Source organism: Ferdinandcohnia salidurans, from assembly GCF_042680725.1.
Lineage (GTDB): Bacteria > Bacillota > Bacilli > Bacillales > Bacillaceae_L > Ferdinandcohnia > Ferdinandcohnia salidurans.
On sequence record NZ_JBHUEK010000011.1, the window covers coordinates 1 to 18,055 of the forward strand.

Annotated in this window: 19 protein-coding genes and 1 other annotated feature; all 19 genes read left to right on the forward strand. The window is 38.4% G+C overall.

Annotated elements, in window-relative coordinates; all coding sequences use genetic code 11:
* Positions 1–705 precede the first annotated feature (705 nt).
* The 19 genes from ACFSFW_RS09215 to nusG all read left to right on the forward strand — a co-directional run bounded on the left by ACFSFW_RS09215 (position 706) and on the right by nusG (position 17,962).
* Positions 706–1,407: an MgtC/SapB family protein gene (locus ACFSFW_RS09215; RefSeq protein ID WP_304220157.1), complete on the forward strand. Its 702-nt coding sequence runs from the start codon at positions 706–708 to the stop codon at positions 1,405–1,407.
* A gap of 185 nt (positions 1,408–1,592) precedes the next feature.
* On the forward strand, positions 1,593–2,054 hold the full coding sequence (locus ACFSFW_RS09220) for a CtsR family transcriptional regulator (protein WP_099364794.1): 462 nt from the start codon (positions 1,593–1,595) through the stop codon (positions 2,052–2,054).
* A 28-nt stretch (positions 2,055–2,082) separates the two neighbouring features.
* Complete coding sequence (gene mcsA, locus ACFSFW_RS09225; protein ID WP_388037448.1) at positions 2,083–2,628, forward strand: protein-arginine kinase activator protein McsA; 546 nt, start codon at positions 2,083–2,085, stop codon at positions 2,626–2,628.
* Between the two features lie 3 nt (positions 2,629–2,631).
* Positions 2,632–3,729: a protein-arginine kinase McsB gene (gene mcsB, locus ACFSFW_RS09230; RefSeq protein WP_388037451.1), complete on the forward strand. Its 1,098-nt coding sequence runs from the start codon at positions 2,632–2,634 to the stop codon at positions 3,727–3,729.
* Positions 3,726–6,179, forward strand: a complete 2,454-nt coding sequence (clpC, locus tag ACFSFW_RS09235) for an ATP-dependent protease ATP-binding subunit ClpC (RefSeq protein WP_304220155.1) — start codon at positions 3,726–3,728, stop codon at positions 6,177–6,179. Before mcsB ends, clpC begins: the two co-directional genes overlap by 4 nt.
* Positions 6,180–6,254: 75 nt before the next feature.
* Positions 6,255–7,622 carry a DNA repair protein RadA gene (radA, locus tag ACFSFW_RS09240; RefSeq protein ID WP_304220154.1) on the forward strand — a complete coding sequence of 456 codons (1,368 nt, stop codon included), beginning with the start codon at positions 6,255–6,257 and terminating at the stop codon, positions 7,620–7,622.
* A 278-nt stretch (positions 7,623–7,900) separates the two neighbouring features.
* Entirely contained in the window at positions 7,901–8,992 is a 1,092-nt protein-coding gene (locus ACFSFW_RS09245; RefSeq protein WP_304220153.1) for a PIN/TRAM domain-containing protein, read from the forward strand.
* Between the two features lie 34 nt (positions 8,993–9,026).
* Positions 9,027–9,713, forward strand: a complete 687-nt coding sequence (gene ispD, locus ACFSFW_RS09250) for a 2-C-methyl-D-erythritol 4-phosphate cytidylyltransferase (protein ID WP_304220152.1) — start codon at positions 9,027–9,029, stop codon at positions 9,711–9,713.
* A gap of 43 nt (positions 9,714–9,756) precedes the next feature.
* Entirely contained in the window at positions 9,757–10,239 is a 483-nt protein-coding gene (gene ispF / locus ACFSFW_RS09255; RefSeq protein WP_304220151.1) for a 2-C-methyl-D-erythritol 2,4-cyclodiphosphate synthase, read from the forward strand.
* Positions 10,240–10,307: 68 nt separating this feature from the next.
* Positions 10,308–11,765: a glutamate--tRNA ligase gene (gene gltX / locus ACFSFW_RS09260; protein WP_388037456.1), complete on the forward strand. Its 1,458-nt coding sequence runs from the start codon at positions 10,308–10,310 to the stop codon at positions 11,763–11,765.
* A 46-nt stretch (positions 11,766–11,811) separates the two neighbouring features.
* Positions 11,812–12,071, forward strand: a binding site (T-box leader).
* A gap of 180 nt (positions 12,072–12,251) precedes the next feature.
* Positions 12,252–12,920, forward strand: coding sequence for a serine O-acetyltransferase EpsC (epsC, locus tag ACFSFW_RS09265; RefSeq protein ID WP_099364803.1), 669 nt, complete (start codon positions 12,252–12,254; stop codon positions 12,918–12,920).
* Positions 12,901–14,298 carry a cysteine--tRNA ligase gene (gene cysS / locus ACFSFW_RS09270; RefSeq protein WP_304220149.1) on the forward strand — a complete coding sequence of 466 codons (1,398 nt, stop codon included), beginning with the start codon at positions 12,901–12,903 and terminating at the stop codon, positions 14,296–14,298. The genes epsC and cysS overlap by 20 nt, the downstream gene beginning before the upstream one ends.
* 3 nt (positions 14,299–14,301) lie before the next feature.
* On the forward strand, positions 14,302–14,709 hold the full coding sequence (locus tag ACFSFW_RS09275; protein ID WP_388037460.1) for a Mini-ribonuclease 3: 408 nt from the start codon (positions 14,302–14,304) through the stop codon (positions 14,707–14,709).
* A 17-nt stretch (positions 14,710–14,726) separates the two neighbouring features.
* The gene (gene rlmB, locus ACFSFW_RS09280) at positions 14,727–15,470 is read left to right on the forward strand and encodes a 23S rRNA (guanosine(2251)-2'-O)-methyltransferase RlmB (protein WP_304220148.1); all 744 of its coding nucleotides are present in this window, start codon (positions 14,727–14,729) and stop codon (positions 15,468–15,470) included.
* A 5-nt stretch (positions 15,471–15,475) separates the two neighbouring features.
* Positions 15,476–15,985, forward strand: coding sequence for an NYN domain-containing protein (locus ACFSFW_RS09285; RefSeq protein WP_099352724.1), 510 nt, complete (start codon positions 15,476–15,478; stop codon positions 15,983–15,985).
* 132 nt (positions 15,986–16,117) lie between these two features.
* Positions 16,118–16,771, forward strand: a complete 654-nt coding sequence (sigH, locus tag ACFSFW_RS09290) for an RNA polymerase sporulation sigma factor SigH (RefSeq protein ID WP_010284984.1) — start codon at positions 16,118–16,120, stop codon at positions 16,769–16,771.
* Positions 16,772–16,911: 140 nt separating this feature from the next.
* Positions 16,912–17,058 carry a 50S ribosomal protein L33 gene (gene rpmG, locus ACFSFW_RS09295; protein WP_099364806.1) on the forward strand — a complete coding sequence of 49 codons (147 nt, stop codon included), beginning with the start codon at positions 16,912–16,914 and terminating at the stop codon, positions 17,056–17,058.
* Positions 17,059–17,094: 36 nt separating this feature from the next.
* The gene (secE, locus tag ACFSFW_RS09300) at positions 17,095–17,277 is read left to right on the forward strand and encodes a preprotein translocase subunit SecE (RefSeq protein WP_099364807.1); all 183 of its coding nucleotides are present in this window, start codon (positions 17,095–17,097) and stop codon (positions 17,275–17,277) included.
* A 151-nt stretch (positions 17,278–17,428) separates the two neighbouring features.
* A complete protein-coding gene (gene nusG / locus ACFSFW_RS09305) occupies positions 17,429–17,962 on the forward strand; it encodes a transcription termination/antitermination protein NusG (protein ID WP_099352727.1) in 534 nt (177 codons plus the stop codon).
* The last annotated feature ends 93 nt before the right edge of the window (positions 17,963–18,055 follow it).

Sequence of the window (18,055 nt, forward strand, 5' to 3'; positions counted from 1 at the left end):
TTGCCCCTGTGAGAGTAGGACGTCGCTAGGCAACTAAAAGATCAACCGTTATGGTTGGTCTTTTTTTGTGTTTGGAAATAGTAATTTGAAATCATGGTGGGTTTTCTTCGATAAAGGAATGTAATTGTGAGTATTGTAACCGCATTATGATGAAATTAGAAAAAACGAAAAACAATAAGTGCCTAATCGGTATATTGTCATATCGCAAAACAATAAGTGCTATACCGAAAACAGCCTAATCGGTATATCACTAACCCGATAAACGATAAATACTATACCGCAAACAGCCTAATCAGTATATCGCTAGCTCGCAAAACGATAAATACTATATCGCATGCAGCATATAAACGATACACCAGCAGTACCATCGAAGCCTCTATTGATTTACTTTAAACATACTATCCAATATTCCTCAGCTCCTCCAAAAACCCGCCCTTTTAAATCTTAACTCCCCATAACCTTGTTAATTTTTACATCCTCATGAATATCATTAATTTGTATCAGATTGTTTATGATAAAAATGTCTTAGTTATAAGTATTAATTACTATTCTAAAAAAATGGGTCCTCAGAAATCATAATTTAATTGATGAATCGTATACTTATAAAACACTAAATTTTTTTCTTGTTTAAAAAAGGGGATTTAGATTGCCTATCGAATACCTAATAAAAGGTTTTTGCATATATATAAAAGGGGAGGATGTAACATGATTGATTTTATTGCATCGTTCCAAACAGAAGAATTTTTAACGATGTCGATACGTATTTTTTTAGCGGCGTTATTGTGCGGGTTAGTTGGATTGGAGAGGGAAGTACATAAACACCCTGCTGGGTTTCGTACACATTTGCTAGTTGGGGTCGGCTCTTGTTTAATGATGTTAATGTCGATTTACGGGTTTCAACCTTATTTAGAAATGAGTACAAATGTACGTTTTGATCCAGCGCGGATTCCTTCCTATGTTATTAGTGGTATTGGATTTTTAGGTGCTGGTACCATTCTTGTTAGGGATGCAACGGTACGGGGGTTAACGACTGCAGCTTCCATTTGGGTGGTTGCCGGTCTAGGGTTAATTATCGGGTTAGGGATGTATGCGCCTGCCATATTAACCACAATAGTTGTTTTATTGAGCCTCATTTTTCTTAATCGATTTGAGGAATTCTTCTTTAAATCCAGAAAAAGAAAAGTTGTCCATATCATTATCAATGAAGATATATCCTCATTTTCTTCGATCTTACAATTATTTAAAGATAATGGTTTTCGGGTAAGGGATTTTAATATTAAGTACTCGAAGGATAAAATTAATAATAATTGCCAGTACACAATTGATGTTGAGGTCGGAAGTAAAAATGAACGTTTGCGATTGTATGAAGAAATGTCAAAACAAGAAATGGTGCAAAAAATTTTCTGATTTGGTGTTTAGAGGGGTACTAGATTTGGAAAGTATAGGATAGTAAATGCCTTGAAAATGATTGCCTAAGTAATTTTGACGTTCAATTTGAAAAGCGAAACAGTTGAAAAATTAGTGCAGTCATTTTATATTATAGTTATAGTCAAATATAGTCAAAGTCAAGGTCAAGGTGAGGTGTGGTCATAATGAGGAATATATCTGATATCATCGAACACTATCTAAAAAGTGTTCTTGATACAAGTGATCGAGCTATAGTTGAAATAAAAAGAAGTGAGATTGCCGATAAATTTGAATGTGTCCCATCTCAAATTAACTATGTAATAAATACACGATTTACGCTGGAGAGAGGCTATTTAGTTGAAAGTAAACGAGGTGGCGGGGGTTATATTCGTATTATGAAGGTAAAAACGAATAATGATTCTCAGTTGATTAATCAACTCGTTCGCCTTATAGACAAACGGATTTCACAAACGAGTGCTGAAGATGTGATTTTGCGCTTGGTTGAGGAGGAAGTGATCTCGAAAAGAGAGGCGAAGATCATGCTTAGTGTAATTGATCGTTCCGTTCTGTTTATTGAGCTTCCTCATCGGGATGAGCTGAGAGCACGAATGTTAAAGGCAATGCTAACATCCCTCATGTATAGATAATAAGGTTAGAAGTAGGAAGGTGCTTAACATGATATGCCAAGAATGCAATCAACGTCCTGCCACATTACATTTTACAAAGATTATTAACGGTGAAAAGACAGAGGTTCATATATGTGAACATTGTGCTCAAGAAAAAAGTGAGATGTTTATGTTTCCAGGCACATCTGGCTTTTCAATAGATAACTTATTAGCAGGACTTCTACAATTTGAACCACTTGCAGGTTCAAAGCAAAATGCTTTTCAACAAAATGAGATTTTACAATGTAAAAACTGTAAAATGACTTTTCAACAATTTGCAAAGGTAGGTCGGTTTGGCTGCTCGCATTGCTATCCAACCTTTGAAAAACAACTTACCCCAATCTTAAAACGTCTGCATAGCGGTAATACACATCATACAGGGAAAATTCCAAAACGAATCGGAGGCTCCTTCCATATCCGAAAAGAGATTGAACAATTAAAGCTAAAGATGCAGGAATATATTTCCCTAGAGGAATTTGAAAAGGCTGCAGAAGTTCGTGACCACGTAAGGGCTTTAGAGAAAAAGCTAAGTGGTTACAAAGAGGGGGAGGTATAATCAATGTCACTTGAGCATTTTATCAATCAAGCCTTAAGCTCTTGGATGAGTCAAGAAGGGCCGGATTCGGATATTGTCTTAAGTTCAAGGATCAGGCTTGCTCGAAATTTGAAAAATGTCCCCTTTTCAACGGTTTATTCAAATGAAGAAGCTCAGCAAATTGTGGAAGTCTTCCAAAAGGGCTTTTCAGGAAAGAGTTTTCCGTCAATTGGAGAAATGGAATTATTAAAAATGATGGATCTCCAACCAATTGAGAAGAGGGTGCTTGTTGAAAAACATTTGATAAGTCCACATTTAGCTGAGGACTCTCCATTTGGAGCTTGTCTTTTATCTGAAAATGAAGAAATTAGCATTATGATTAATGAAGAAGACCATATTCGAATACAATGTTTATTCCCGGGGTTACAATTATCTGAAGCTTTACGGGTTGCAAATAACCTAGATGATTGGATTGAAGAGCATGTCGATTACGCATTTGATGAAACAAGAGGTTATTTAACCAGCTGCCCGACGAATGTAGGGACTGGGATACGTGCTTCTGTGATGATGCATCTGCCAGCACTTATCTTAACTCATCAAATGAGTCGAATTATCCCGGCAATCAATCAGCTTGGCCTTGTTGTAAGAGGAATATATGGTGAAGGCAGTGAGGCGTTAGGAAATATTTTTCAAATTTCTAATCAGATTACGCTTGGAAAGACAGAAGAAGATATTGTTGAAGATTTAGAGAGTGTTGTTGCTCAGCTGATTGCGCAAGAACGTTCTGCACGAGAAGCTTTGGTAAAAACCTCTAATATTCAGTTAGAGGACCGAGTATTCCGTTCCTATGGTGTTTTAGCTAATAGTCGGATCATTGAATCGAAGGAAGCAGCAAAGTGTTTATCAGATGTCCGATTAGGTATAGATCTTGGCTATATAAAAGATATATCAAGAAGTATCCTTAATGAACTCATGGTTTTAACACAACCTGGATTCTTACAATCATATGCTGGTGGGGCATTAAGGCCAAATGAAAGAGACGTTAAAAGAGCGTCTATCATTCGAGAAAGATTGAAGCTAGAAAATAATAAGACTACTGACATGGAGGGTGATGGGTTATGATGTTTGGCAGATTTACTGAGCGTGCACAAAAGGTATTAGCTTTAGCTCAAGAGGAAGCTGTACGATTAGGGCATAACAATATTGGAACTGAACATGTATTATTAGGTCTTATTCGCGAAGGCGAAGGAATCGCAGCAAAGGCCTTACTTGCATTAGGATTAGGACCTGAAAAAATTCAAAAAGAGGTAGAAGCTTTAATCGGACGTGGTCAAGAGGGATCACAGACGATTCATTATACCCCACGTGCAAAAAAGGTAATCGAGTTATCCATGGATGAGGCTCGTAAGCTAGGTCACTCTTATGTGGGTACAGAACATATCCTACTGGGATTAATTCGTGAAGGGGAAGGCGTCGCTGCACGAGTATTAAACAATCTTGGAGTGAGCTTAAATAAAGCCCGTCAGCAGGTTCTTCAGCTATTGGGAAGCAATGAGTCATCATCAGGACATCATGGTGGAGGCTCTACAAATGCCAATACCCCAACTCTTGATAGTTTAGCGCGTGATTTAACTGCGATTGCAAGAGAAGGAAGCCTTGATCCAGTTATTGGCCGTAGTAAAGAAATTCAACGTGTGATTGAGGTACTTAGCCGTCGTACGAAAAACAACCCAGTTCTAATTGGAGAGCCTGGTGTTGGTAAAACGGCAATTGCAGAAGGATTAGCACAGCAAATTATCAATAATGAAGTACCAGAAACGCTTCGTGATAAAAGAGTAATGACCCTTGATATGGGTACTGTGGTTGCGGGTACTAAATACCGCGGGGAATTTGAAGACCGCCTAAAAAAGGTAATGGATGAAATTCGTCAAGCTGGCAATATCATTCTATTTATAGATGAACTCCACACCCTAATTGGAGCAGGTGGAGCAGAAGGCGCAATTGATGCGTCAAACATCTTAAAACCATCACTTGCTCGTGGTGAACTACAATGTATTGGTGCTACAACGTTAGACGAATATCGAAAATATATTGAAAAGGATGCTGCTTTAGAGCGACGCTTCCAACCAATTCAAGTGGATGAACCAACTGTTGAAGAATCTATTTTAATTTTAAAAGGATTACGCGACCGTTATGAAGCGCATCATAGAGTATCAATCTCAGATGAGTCTATCGTTCAAGCTGTTAAACTGTCAGATCGCTATATTTCAGACCGCTTTCTGCCAGATAAAGCAATTGACTTGATTGATGAGGCTGGTTCAAAGGTTCGTCTTCGTTCATACACTGCACCACCAAATTTAAAGGAGCTTGAACAAAAGCTTGAAGAGGTTCGCAAGGAAAAGGATGCAGCGGTTCAAAGTCAAGAGTTTGAAAAAGCAGCATCATTACGTGATTCCGAGCAACGTCTTCGTGAGCAGTTAGAAGAAACGAAGAAAAACTGGAAGGAAAAGCAAGGGCAAGAGAACTCTGAGGTTACAGTGGATGATATCGCAATGGTCGTATCAAGCTGGACTGGGGTTCCTGTATCAAAGCTAGCACAAACTGAAGCGAATAAATTATTAAACATGGAAGAAATCCTCCACTCACGAGTAATCGGTCAGGAAGAGGCAGTTAAAGCCGTTTCCAAGGCAGTTAGACGTTCACGTGCAGGATTAAAAGATCCGAAGCGCCCAACGGGTTCATTTATTTTCCTTGGCCCAACAGGTGTAGGTAAGACAGAACTGGCTCGTGCTCTAGCTGAATCTATTTTCGGCGATGAAGATGCGATGATCCGTGTAGATATGTCTGAGTATATGGAGAAGCATTCCACATCTAGACTAGTGGGCTCACCTCCAGGGTATGTCGGCTATGAAGAGGGCGGTCAATTAACAGAAAAGGTCCGTCGTAAACCATACTCCGTCGTTCTATTAGATGAGATTGAAAAAGCACATCCAGATGTGTTTAATATTTTACTTCAAGTGCTTGAGGATGGTCGTTTGACTGATTCCAAGGGACGTACTGTTGATTTTAGAAATACGATCCTAATTATGACTTCAAACGTTGGCGCTAGCACATTGAAACGTAACAAGTATGTTGGTTTTGCGCTTGAAGATGAAAAACAAGATTATAAAAACATGAAGGATAAGGTAATGGAGGAATTGAAGAAAGCATTCCGTCCAGAATTCCTCAACCGTATTGATGAAATCATCGTCTTCCACTCACTAGAGAAGAAGCATCTGAAGGAAATTGTAACGCTCATGTCAGATCAGTTAACGAAACGTCTAAAAGAGCAGGACTTTGAACTTGAGTTAACAGAAGCGGCTAAAGACCGAATTGCTGAGGAAGGCTATGATCCTGAATATGGGGCACGTCCATTACGCCGTGCGATCCAAAAACAAATTGAAGACCGTTTGTCTGAAGAGCTATTACGCGGTAAAATAGAAAAAGGAAAGAAAATTATAATGGACTTCGATAACGGAGAATTTGTTATTCAAACGAAGGAAGTCGAAGAAACAAAAGAAACAGTGAAATAACATGTAAATTGTAAAAGAGGTATACATTAAATAGTTTGTGTATACCTCTTTTTTCTAAAGAAAGGATTAATGACGATGGCAAAAACAAAAACGAAATTCACCTGTCAATCCTGTGGCTATGAAACACCAAAATGGATGGGGAAATGTCCCGGATGTGGTGCGTGGAATTCATTAGTCGAGGAAACCTTGCATAAACCAGCTAGGAAAGGTGCTTTTACTCATTCAAGTCCCACCGTTCAACGAAAGCCTTCACCAATCACTTCAATTGAGTCAGAAAATGAACCAAGAATGTATACAGCAAACAAAGAATTTAATCGCGTACTTGGTGGCGGGATCGTCAGGGGTTCGCTTGTCCTAATTGGGGGAGACCCAGGTATAGGAAAGTCTACCTTACTGCTACAAGTATCCTCTCAATTAGCCAAACAAGACAAAGTTTTATATATTTCCGGAGAAGAATCGGTCAAGCAAACTAAGCTACGATCTGATCGACTAGGTGTTTCCTCTGATCAATTGTATGTCTTAGCGGAAACGGACCTCGAATTTATTTCCCAGACAATTTCTGAGCTTAAACCTTCTTTTGTAGTCATTGACTCCATTCAGACGATTTATCACTCTGATATTGCCTCTGCTCCTGGTAGTGTGTCACAGGTACGTGAATGTACAGCAGAGTTAATGCGAATTGCAAAAACAAATGGGATTGCTATTTTTATCGTTGGTCATGTTACGAAAGAGGGGAATATTGCAGGCCCTCGTTTATTGGAGCATATGGTTGATACGGTTCTTTACTTTGAGGGGGAACGTCATCATACATACCGAATACTACGTGCAGTGAAAAACCGTTTTGGTTCAACCAATGAAATGGGTATTTTTGAGATGAAGGAAACAGGCCTTGAAGAGGTTGCAAATCCATCCGAAATTTTTCTAGAAGAGCGTTCTGCGGGATCTGCAGGATCAACGGTTGTTGCCTCAATGGAAGGGACACGACCAGTCCTCGTTGAAATTCAGGCATTGATTTCACCAACTAGCTTTGGAAATCCACGACGAATGGCAACTGGAATTGACCAAAATAGGGTTTCGTTATTAATGGCTGTATTAGAAAAAAGGGCAGGTTTTCTTTTGCAAAACCAAGATGCCTATTTAAAGGTTGCAGGTGGAGTGAAATTAGATGAACCAGCAATAGATTTAGCTGTTGCTTTAAGTATTGCTTCTAGTTTCAGAGATCAAGCAACAAATCCGGCAGACGTTATTATTGGAGAGGTTGGCCTAACCGGTGAGGTAAGAAGAGTTTCTCGTATCGAGCAGCGGGTCCAGGAAGCAGCAAAGCTTGGATTTAAGCGAGTAATCCTTCCTGAACGTAATCTTGGTGGATGGACCATTCCAAAGGGCATTGAAGTAATCGGCGTAAGTGATATTAGGCAGGCTATTCAACATACACTGGGATAGCTTAAATATTGGTATAAAAAAATCGGGTGAAAATGAAACATCTTTGCTTCTTTTTACGTATAGTAAGTGTGGACAAATGGACATACCACTTTCTTGACGTGTTGCGTATGCTGATAATATTTTTTTACAGGAGCAGTAATAATTTTAGTAGGATTTTAAAATAATATATAGGTATCGTTTACACGTCTATGTCATTCTGTTTACATTTTGAAAAAAGCTATTTATTGTAGGTTTCAATTATTATAAAGTGATTATAATGAATAGGAGGAGGTGAAGGAATGTTAAAACGTATTGTGCAGCTATTTTTTCTAATCGTCGGAGGTATGCTTGGAATTGTATATCTACCTGATTTACTTAAGCTGTTAGATATCGACAATATTCCATACTTAAATAACTCATATACGCTTGCGATTTTAGGTGCTATTATATTATTTATTGTTACTTTTTGGTTAGTAGATTATATCGTAGGTCTAATTAAATGGCTTGAAGAGTCATTGATCAAAGCTCCTGTTACAGATGTGTTATTTGGAAGCCTAGGTTTAATTTCAGGTTTAATTGTTGCGTTTTTAATTGTGATTCCATTAGACCGTATTACATTTTCAGTCGTAAATACAGTGCTTCCTATTTTCATAACCCTGCTTTTGGGATATTTAGGATTCCAGGTTGGTTTCAAAAAGCGGGATGAGCTTGTGAACTTATTCTCTATTAACCGTGCTGGGAAGAAAAAGGGCTTAGAGGACGAGGAAGTTAACCAACAGGCCAAAAAACTTAAAATTTTGGATACAAGTGTAATTATTGATGGACGTATTGCAGATATTTGCCAAACCGGATTTCTTGAAGGAACCATTGTCATTCCACGATTTGTTTTAGAGGAACTTCAGCATATTGCGGATTCTTCAGACGTGTTAAAGCGAAACCGTGGTAGAAGAGGTTTGGATATTTTAAACCGAATTCAAAAAGAACTATCAATCAAGGTAGATATCTATGAAGGTGACTTTGACGATATACAAGAGGTTGATAGTAAGTTAGTGAAACTTGCGAAATTAACGATGGGTGTAGTCGTGACAAATGACTTTAACCTTAACAAGGTTTGTGAGCTGCAAAATGTAGCAGTATTGAACATTAATGACTTAGCAAATGCTGTGAAACCAGTTGTGTTACCGGGTGAAGAATTGAGTGTGCAGGTCATTAAGGATGGAAAAGAACATAATCAGGGTGTTGCTTACTTAGATGACGGCACAATGATTGTCGTGGAAGAAGGTCGTGATTATATCGGAAAACGCATTGATGTACTTGTAACGAGTGTGTTACAAACATCAGCGGGTCGAATGATTTTCGCAAAGCCAAAGTTGCTTGAAAAAGCTTTATAATTGAATACTTAAACATCGATAGGGGCGCTAAGTGGTGAATTATCAGGTTATAATTCCTGCTGCTGGTCAAGGAAAGAGAATGAATGCAGGAAAGAATAAACAATTCATCGAATTGCAATCAATACCAGTAATTGTTCATACATTAAGAGTTTTTGAACAGGATCCAATGTGTTCAGGAATCATTTTAGTGATCAATAAGGATGAACAGCTAATCTTTGAAGAATTGCTTCAAACATATCGCATTCAAAAGGTTGTTTCTTTGGTTCAGGGTGGCAGTGAACGACAGTATAGTGTTTATAATGGCTTACTAGCTGCGAAAAATACAGATATTGTGTTGGTTCATGATGGTGCCAGACCTTTTCTGAAACAAGAGCATGTTCATGAGTTAGTAAGTGTGGCAGCAGAAAAGGGAGCGGCTGTTCTAGCGGTTCCCGTAAAGGATACAATTAAACGCGCCTCTAGTGATTTATATGTGGAAGAGACAGTTGAACGTTCTAGCTTGTGGGCAATCCAAACCCCACAAGCTTTTCATGTTTCTATCTTACAAGAAGCACATGAATTAGCTAAAAAAGAGGATTTTCTCGGCACGGATGAAGCGAGTCTCGTTGAAAGAATTCCGAAACAAGTTTATATTGTTAGAGGCGATTACTTAAATATTAAACTTACGACTCCAGATGACTTAATTTTTGCTGAAGCAATCTTACAAAACTGGACAAGCTAAATTTTTTCTGGAGTAAACAACTTGATAAAAAGGGGGAGAACCCATGTTTCGTATTGGGCAGGGCTTTGATGTTCACCAATTGGTTGAAGGACGCCCGTTAATTATAGGTGGAATTACAATCCCATATGAAAAAGGATTATTAGGCCATTCTGATGCAGATGTATTGTTGCACACAGTATCTGATGCCTGTCTTGGTGCGATTGGTGAAGGAGACATAGGCAAGCATTTTCCGGATACAGACCCGAATTTTAAGGATGCTGATTCTGCAAAACTTCAACAGCATGTATGGGAGCTGGTGAGGAAAAAAGGGTATAGGCTTGGAAATATCGACTGTACCATTATTGCTCAAAAGCCTAAAATGGCACCGTATATTGAACAAATCAGAGGACGAATTGCCGAATTGTTAGAAGCAGACCCATCACAGGTGAATGTAAAAGCCACAACAACTGAAAAATTAGGCTTTGCGGGTCGTGGTGAGGGAATTGCAGCACAAGCTACAGTGCTATTGTTAAAGGAAGATAACTAATTCTTTGACAGTAAACAAAGTGGTGTTAAAATATCAATGATATAAAGGTCGTAACGGAGGGTACATAAATGTCAAATAACGTTCGAGTGCGATATGCACCAAGTCCAACAGGACATTTACATATTGGAAATGCAAGAACGGCTTTATTTAATTATCTATATGCTAGAAACCAAAATGGAAAATTCATTATCCGTATTGAAGATACAGATAAGAAGCGAAATATTGAAGGCGGCGAAGAGAGCCAGCTTAAATATTTAAAATGGCTTGGCATTGATTGGGACGAAGGACCAGATGTTGATGGTGAGTATGGCCCATACCGTCAATCAGAGCGTAATGAGATTTATGAAAAGTATTATACAGAGTTACTAGATAAAGGACTCGCTTATAAATGCTACTGTACGGAAGAAGAGATTGAAAAAGAGCGTGAAGAGCAAATTGAACGTGGCGAGACTCCTCATTATTCAGGAAAATGTCGTCACTTAACAAAGGACCAACAACAAGCTTTAGAAAATGAAGGAAGACAACCAAGTATTCGTATCATCATTCCTGAAGGAAAGGTGTTCACGTTTAACGACATGGTTAAAGGCGAGATTTCTTTTGAGTCTGAAGGCATGGGCGATTATGTTATCGTGAAAAAAGATGGAACACCTACTTATAATTTTGCGGTAGTTATTGATGATCATTTAATGGAAATTTCACATGTATTACGTGGAGAAGATCATATTTCAAATACACCGAAGCAAATGGTGGTGTATGAGGCATTTAACTGGGATATCCCAACCTTTGGGCATATGACATTGATTGTAAACGAAAGCCGTAAAAAGCTTAGTAAGCGTGATGAGTCAATTATTCAATTTATTGAACAGTATGAAGAACTTGGATATCTTCCTGAAGCTTTATTTAACTTCATCACTCTATTAGGATGGTCACCGGTTGGAGAAGAAGAGCTTCATACAAAAGATGAGTTTATTGAGATCTTTGATCCTGCACGTCTTTCAAAATCACCTGCTGTATTTGATACACAAAAGCTTACTTGGATGAACAACCAATATATGAAGAATATAGAATTAGATCGCTTAGTAGATCTATCATTGCCACACTTAATTAAAGCTGGTAGATTAAATGAGCCATTAAGTGACATTGACAAGCAATGGGCACAAGATTTAATTGCGCTTCATCAAGAAAAAATGAGCTACGGCGCTGAGATTGTTGAATTAACAGAGCTTTTCTTTAGAGAAGAGTTAACGATTGAAGAGGATGCGAAGGAAGTTCTTGCAGGTGAAACAGTTCCTGAAGTTTTAAAGGCGTTTTTACAAGAGGTTGAAGGTCTTGAAACATTCGGTGCTGCTGAAATTAAGGCGGCGATTAAAGCTGTTCAAAAAGGAACTGGACAAAAAGGGAAGAATCTTTTCATGCCAATTCGTGCGGCTGCAACAGGTCAACTTCATGGACCTGATTTGCCACAAGCAATTCATTTACTAGGAAAAGAAAAAATAATTTCACGCCTAAATAGTTTAATTAGTTAACATCTTGTTGAAAATGTAATATAGTATAGGTAATCAATTATATAATTTAAAAGTGTTGATAAGGAGAGTAAATAAGTGATTGACATTAAAGTATTTGCAGGAATCGGGCAAATATGAACAGAGAGAACCATCACCGGCTGAAAGTGGTTTATGGGAAACGCTTATTGAAATGCACCTTTGAGTCTTTTATCGAACCATTTATGTAGTAGATAAAAGCGGAGTCTCACCGTTACGAGATTAAGTTGAGGTAATAGATACCATTGATTACCTAAACAGAGTGGAACCGCGCGATTAAGCGTCTCTGTGTTTTTACACAGGGGCGCTTTTTATTTTGGCGAAAAAGGTAATGTCTAGCTTCAGCGCCTAGCCCCTCGAGGTCACAAACCAATCGCTTCTGAAGGCAAAGAGCGCCTTCTGTCAGCGCTTATCTTGTGCTTGTCGGGGCTGAGCAAGGCGCTTGCGTTTTTCTTATAAGGAGGGTTGATTGTGTTTAAGCGAATGAAAGAGGATATCGAAGTTGTGTTTGAACAGGACCCAGCTGCAAGAACTCATTTTGAGGTGATGCTGACTTACTCCGGATTGCATGCAATTTGGTCACACCGAGTGGCACATTTTCTTTTTAAAAGGAAATTGTTTTTCTTAGCTAGAACTGTTTCGCAAATAAGTCGTTTCTTCACAGGAATTGAAATTCACCCTGGTGCTAAAATTGGCCGTCGATTTTTCATTGACCATGGGATGGGCGTAGTGATTGGTGAGACCTGTGAAATTGGGGACAATGTGACAGTGTTTCAGGGCGTAACCCTCGGTGGAACAGGGAAAGAAAAAGGAAAGCGGCATCCAACAATTAAGGACAATGCACTGATTGCAACAGGAGCCAAAGTATTAGGATCGATTACAATTGGAGAGAATTCAAAAGTAGGAGCGGGTTCGGTTGTTCTGCAAGATGTTCCTCCGAATTCCACCGTCGTCGGTATCCCAGGTAGGGTTGTAATCCAGGATGGTATTAAAGTAAGAAATAGCAAGGATTTAAATCACCGCGATTTACCAGATCCGGTTTTAGATAAAATCAGAGAACTAGAAAACGAAATTGAAAGCCTAAAAAAGGTAATCCAACATAAGGAAGGAGCAAAGGATAATGTCCATTCACCTTTATAATACGCTAACTCGTAAGAAGGAAGAGTTTAAACCACTTGAGGCAAATAAAGTAAAAATGTATGTGTGTGGTCCAACTGTTTATAACTATATCCATATTGGAAATGCACGGCCTGCCATAGTATTTGATACAGTTCGTCGTTATTTTGAATTTAGAGGCTATGATGTTCATTATGTATCCAATTTTACAGATGTTGACGATAAATTGATTAAAGCAGCAAATGAGTTAGGTGAAGAGGTGCCGACTATTGCGGAACGTTTTATCGATGCTTATTTTGAGGACGTGTCTGCATTAGGATGCAAAAAGGCGGATGTTCATCCAAGGGTTACAGAGAATATGGATATTATTATTGATTTTATCCAGGCTCTTATTGAGAAGGGCTTTGCCTATGAATCAGAAGGTGATGTTTACTATCGTACGAGGGAATTCAAGGAATATGGAAAGCTTTCGCACCAGTCCATTGACGAACTACGCGTAGGTGCGAGGATTGAAGTGGGAGATAAGAAGCAGGATGCCCTTGACTTTGTCTTATGGAAAAGTGCGAAGCCTGGAGAAATCTATTGGGAAAGCCCGTGGGGCGATGGTCGCCCAGGTTGGCACATCGAGTGCTCGGCAATGGCTAAAAGATACTTAGGTGAAACAATTGATATTCACGCAGGTGGTCAAGACTTAGCGTTTCCACACCATGAAAATGAAATTGCACAATCCGAAGCTGTGAATGGAAAAACGTTTGCAAATTATTGGATGCACAACGGCTATATTAATATTGATAATGAAAAAATGTCAAAATCTCTTGGTAACTTTGTATTGGTTCACGATATTATCAAAGACGTGGACCCACAGGTATTGCGCTTTTTCATGCTGTCTGTCCATTATCGACACCCAATTAACTATAGTGTTGAATTACTAGAAAGTACAAAAAATGCATTAGAACGATTACGTACTTCATACGCAAACTTAAAGCATCGTCTGCAAAGCAGTACGAATCTAACGAATGATGATGAAACATGGCTAGAAAAAATCACAGCGTTTCGCAATGATTTCATTGAGGCAATGGATGATGATTTTAATACGGCAAATGCAATATCTGTTTTGTTTGAGATGTCGAAACAGGCCAATTATTACTTACAAGAAAAAAACACGGCCGAAAAGGTGATCGAAGCCTTTATCCAAGAATTCGAGGTATTATTTAATACACTAGGTCTTAAATTAGAAGATGAACAACTACTTGATGAGGAAATCGAAGAACTAATTGCAAAGCGAATCCAAGCACGAAAAGATCGCGACTTTGCTTTGTCTGACCAAATTCGTGACCAATTAAAGGCAATGAATATTATTCTAGAAGACACTCCTCAAGGTACAAGATGGAAAAGAGGATAATGAATGAAGTTTTTATCAGACAACCAAATTGATAGTCATCAATTAAATAGTCTTGCCCTAGCTTATATGGGGGATGCCGTATACGAAATGTATGTACGGCATTACCTCTTGCAAAAGGGGAGTGTTAGACCCAATCAACTCCATAATCAGGCGAAGCATTATGTATCGGCTAAAGCACAATCGGCGGTAATCCATGAGATGCTTGATGAAGATTTTTTTTCAGAGGAAGAAAAAGCAGTAATCAGAAGGGGTCGCAACGCAAAGAGTGGAACAGTTCCTAAAAATACAGATGTCCAGACATACCGATACAGTACAGCGTTTGAAGCATTACTCGGTTTTCACTTTTTACAAAATGATACAGACAGAATCCATTCGATTATTGAAGAGGCATTTCGAATTATCGAATCTTAAGAAAGGAGGAAAAAGAAATGGCTAGTGATTATATTATTGGAAAAAACCCCGTAATTGAAGCATTGAAATCTGAGCGTGATATCAATAAAATTTGGATTGCAGAGGGGTCCAACAGAGGGCAAATGAACCAGATTACTTCCCTTGCTAAAGAGGGTAACGTATTGGTTCAATTTGTTCCGAAAAAAAAGATTGACCAGATGGTTGAAGGCAACCACCAAGGCGTTGTTGCACAGGTAGCAGCGTATGAGTATGCAGAAGTTGATGATATTTTAGCAGCTGCCGAAAAGCGAAACGAAGCTCCTTTTATCATCTTGTTAGATGAATTAGAGGATCCTCATAACCTTGGTTCAATCCTTCGTACAGCCGATGCAGTTGGAGCACATGGGGTAATTATTCCCAAAAGAAGAGCAGTAGGATTAACAGCAACCGTTGCAAAGGCGTCAACAGGGGCGATTGAGTATATTCCAGTTGCACGAGTAACGAACTTAGCGAGAACGATTGATGAATTAAAGGACCGTGGGGTATGGATTGTTGGTACAGATGCGAAGGGAAAAGAGGATTATCGAAATGTCGACGGTAAAATGTCGATTGGCTTAGTTATTGGCAGTGAGGGTAGAGGCATGGGACGCCTTGTGAAAGAAAAATGTGATTTTCTTTTACATTTACCGATGCAGGGAAAAGTAACCTCTTTAAATGCTTCTGTTGCTGCTAGTCTACTTATGTATGAGGTTTATCGTAAGCGGAATCCGTTAGGAGAGTAAATCAAATGGATATCCTGCTGGTAGATGGCTACAACATTATAGGTGCATGGCCAGAACTACGTCATCTTAAAACAAAGGACTTTTCAGCAGCGCGTGATTTGTTAATCGAGAAGATGGCTGAATATCAGGCGTACACAGGATATAAGGTGATTGTTGTATTTGATGCACACCTCGTACCAGGAATTGAATCAAAAATGAAAAGTCGAAAAATCGAAGTTATTTTTACGCGTGAAAATGAGACGGCGGATGAACGGATAGAAAAGCTAGCACAACAATTAAATAATATTAAAACACAAATCCATGTAGCAACTTCTGATTTTACCGAGCAATGGCAGATATTTGGACAAGGGGCCTTAAGGAAATCGGCTAGAGAATTACTGACGGAGATGGAAGTAGTAGAGTCTGGAATTCAAAAGGACGTCAAGAAAACCTATCAAGAAAAAAGTGTTTCAAAAATTCCACTTTCCGACGAAATTGCAGAAATATTTGAAAAATGGCGTCGAGGACAGCAATGAGCGGGTTGACGCTTGGAAAAGCACTCCTGTATAATATTTCTAGATAAAGAATTTTACGAACATTACGTATTAACTTTATTTATTAGCGTTTTTGGTAGGAAACAACTTCTAAGGTAGGTCGGAGGGATCGGTGTGAGTTCAAGCTTCGATGATTATGGCAACAGATTATATTATGACCGACTAGAGGATGAGGAAGTCGTGGAATTGGTCCATGCTGGTGAAAGTGAAGCATTGGACTATTTAATTAATAAGTATAGAAATTTTGTGCGTGCAAAAGCCAGATCATACTTTTTAATAGGAGCAGATCGCGAAGATATTGTTCAAGAAGGTATGATCGGGCTATACAAAGCAATTCGTGATTTCAAGGAGGACAAACTTTCCTCTTTTAAAGCGTTTGCAGAACTTTGTATTACACGTCAGATTATTACTGCGATTAAAACCGCGACAAGACAGAAGCATATACCTCTTAATTCTTATGTTTCATTGGACAAGCCGATATATGATGAAGAATCTGACCGTACATTAATGGATGTTATTTCAGGTGCGAAGATTTTAGATCCTGAAGAATTAATCATCAATAGGGAAAAGTTTGATGACATTGAATTAAAAATGGCAGAGCTCCTAAGTGATTTAGAGCGTAAGGTGTTATCCTTATATCTAGACGGAAGGTCCTATCAGGAAATCTCAGAGGATTTAAATCGTCATGTAAAATCTATAGATAATGCGCTCCAACGTGTAAAACGTAAATTAGAACGGTATTTAGAAATTCAAGAGATTAAGTTATAAAAGGAACCGTTTCTAACCAATATTTACAGTCAGGGCCTAGTATTGACATATAAATCAAGCCTGTGTTACATTTTTAAGGAAATTGAGACAATTTATTTAATAATAGGATGCAAGCTGCATTTTACATGGATGGTGATAAAATGCGTAAAAAGGTAATTTTAGCCTGTGTGGAATGTGGTAGTAGAAATTATACGACCATGAAGAATAGCTCTTCAGCTGAACGGCTTGAAATGAAGAAGTTTTGTAAGACCTGCAATTCTCACACGAATCATCGTGAAACGAAATAGATTAGGATTGTTCTGATAAAGTTGGAGGTTACATGGATGAAAAACATAACCAAGTTTTTTCGTGAAATAGTTCGAGAAATGAAGAAAACAAGCTGGCCGAAAAGAAAAGAACTTACACGTTATACAATTGTTACATTAACAACGGTAATTTTTGTATCTGTATTTTTCGCAGTGGTTGATCTTGGAATTTCTGAATTAATTCGTTTAGTACTTGAATAAACCCTGTTCACTCATGGTATAATGATGAATAGAGAACAAAGAGTGTTTACGAGAAAGCCCGGTTACGGGTTTTTTTAATTGCAAAAAATATAGAATGTCAAGACGGTGTCAAAACCCAGTAAAGGGAGGGAAGGACAAGCAGTCCTAACTTATGGAAAAGAATTGGTATGTTGTTCATACGTACTCAGGGTATGAAAATAAAGTAAAAGCAAATTTAGAGAAACGTGTCGAATCAATGGGCATGCAAGATAAAATCTTCCGCGTTATTGTTCCGGAAGATGAAGAAACTGATATCAAGAACGGAAAAAAGAAAATCGTTAAGAAGAAGGTATTCCCTGGTTATGTTTTAGTTGAATTAATCATGACAGATGATTCTTGGTATGTAGTACGTAACACACCTGGAGTTACAGGTTTCGTTGGTTCAGCGGGTTCAGGCTCAAAACCAACGCCACTTTTACCAGAAGAAGTAACATTCATCCTTAAGAGAATGGGAATGGATGAAAGGCCTATTGATGTTGACTTTGAATTAAAAGAAACAGTTCGTGTGAAAGAAGGTCCATTCACAAACTTCACAGGTGCAATCGAAGATCTAGATGTCGATAAGCAAAAGGTAAAAGTTCTTGTCAATATGTTCGGTCGTGAAACCCCAGTTGAGTTGGACTTTACACAAATCGAAAAAATCTAATGAAGAAAAACTTGATATTGTAAATCAAAAGTGGTAATATTGCATAGGTCAGTATGTCTCAAAATATTGAGACTAACTATGCTAACGTTCTTT

Excerpts from the sequence above, each read along its gene's own strand:
- ACFSFW_RS09245 (WP_304220153.1), top strand. The coding sequence starts at position 7,901 with ATGTTAAAACGTATTGTGCAGCTATTTTTTCTAATCGTCGGAGGTATG.
- ACFSFW_RS09220 (WP_099364794.1), top strand. The coding sequence starts at position 1,593 with ATGAGGAATATATCTGATATCATCGAACACTATCTAAAAAGTGTTCTT.
- rpmG (WP_099364806.1), top strand. The coding sequence starts at position 16,912 with ATGCGTAAAAAGGTAATTTTAGCCTGTGTGGAATGTGGTAGTAGAAAT.
- secE (WP_099364807.1), top strand. The coding sequence starts at position 17,095 with ATGAAAAACATAACCAAGTTTTTTCGTGAAATAGTTCGAGAAATGAAG.
- gltX (WP_388037456.1), top strand. The coding sequence starts at position 10,308 with ATGTCAAATAACGTTCGAGTGCGATATGCACCAAGTCCAACAGGACAT.
- clpC (WP_304220155.1), top strand. The coding sequence starts at position 3,726 with ATGATGTTTGGCAGATTTACTGAGCGTGCACAAAAGGTATTAGCTTTA.
- nusG (WP_099352727.1), top strand. The coding sequence starts at position 17,429 with ATGGAAAAGAATTGGTATGTTGTTCATACGTACTCAGGGTATGAAAAT.
- ACFSFW_RS09215 (WP_304220157.1), top strand. The coding sequence starts at position 706 with ATGATTGATTTTATTGCATCGTTCCAAACAGAAGAATTTTTAACGATG.
- ACFSFW_RS09285 (WP_099352724.1), top strand. The coding sequence starts at position 15,476 with ATGGATATCCTGCTGGTAGATGGCTACAACATTATAGGTGCATGGCCA.
- radA (WP_304220154.1), top strand. The coding sequence starts at position 6,255 with ATGGCAAAAACAAAAACGAAATTCACCTGTCAATCCTGTGGCTATGAA.
- rlmB (WP_304220148.1), top strand. The coding sequence starts at position 14,727 with ATGGCTAGTGATTATATTATTGGAAAAAACCCCGTAATTGAAGCATTG.
- ACFSFW_RS09275 (WP_388037460.1), top strand. The coding sequence starts at position 14,302 with ATGAAGTTTTTATCAGACAACCAAATTGATAGTCATCAATTAAATAGT.
- mcsA (WP_388037448.1), top strand. The coding sequence starts at position 2,083 with ATGATATGCCAAGAATGCAATCAACGTCCTGCCACATTACATTTTACA.
- mcsB (WP_388037451.1), top strand. The coding sequence starts at position 2,632 with ATGTCACTTGAGCATTTTATCAATCAAGCCTTAAGCTCTTGGATGAGT.
- cysS (WP_304220149.1), top strand. The coding sequence starts at position 12,901 with ATGTCCATTCACCTTTATAATACGCTAACTCGTAAGAAGGAAGAGTTT.
- ispF (WP_304220151.1), top strand. The coding sequence starts at position 9,757 with ATGTTTCGTATTGGGCAGGGCTTTGATGTTCACCAATTGGTTGAAGGA.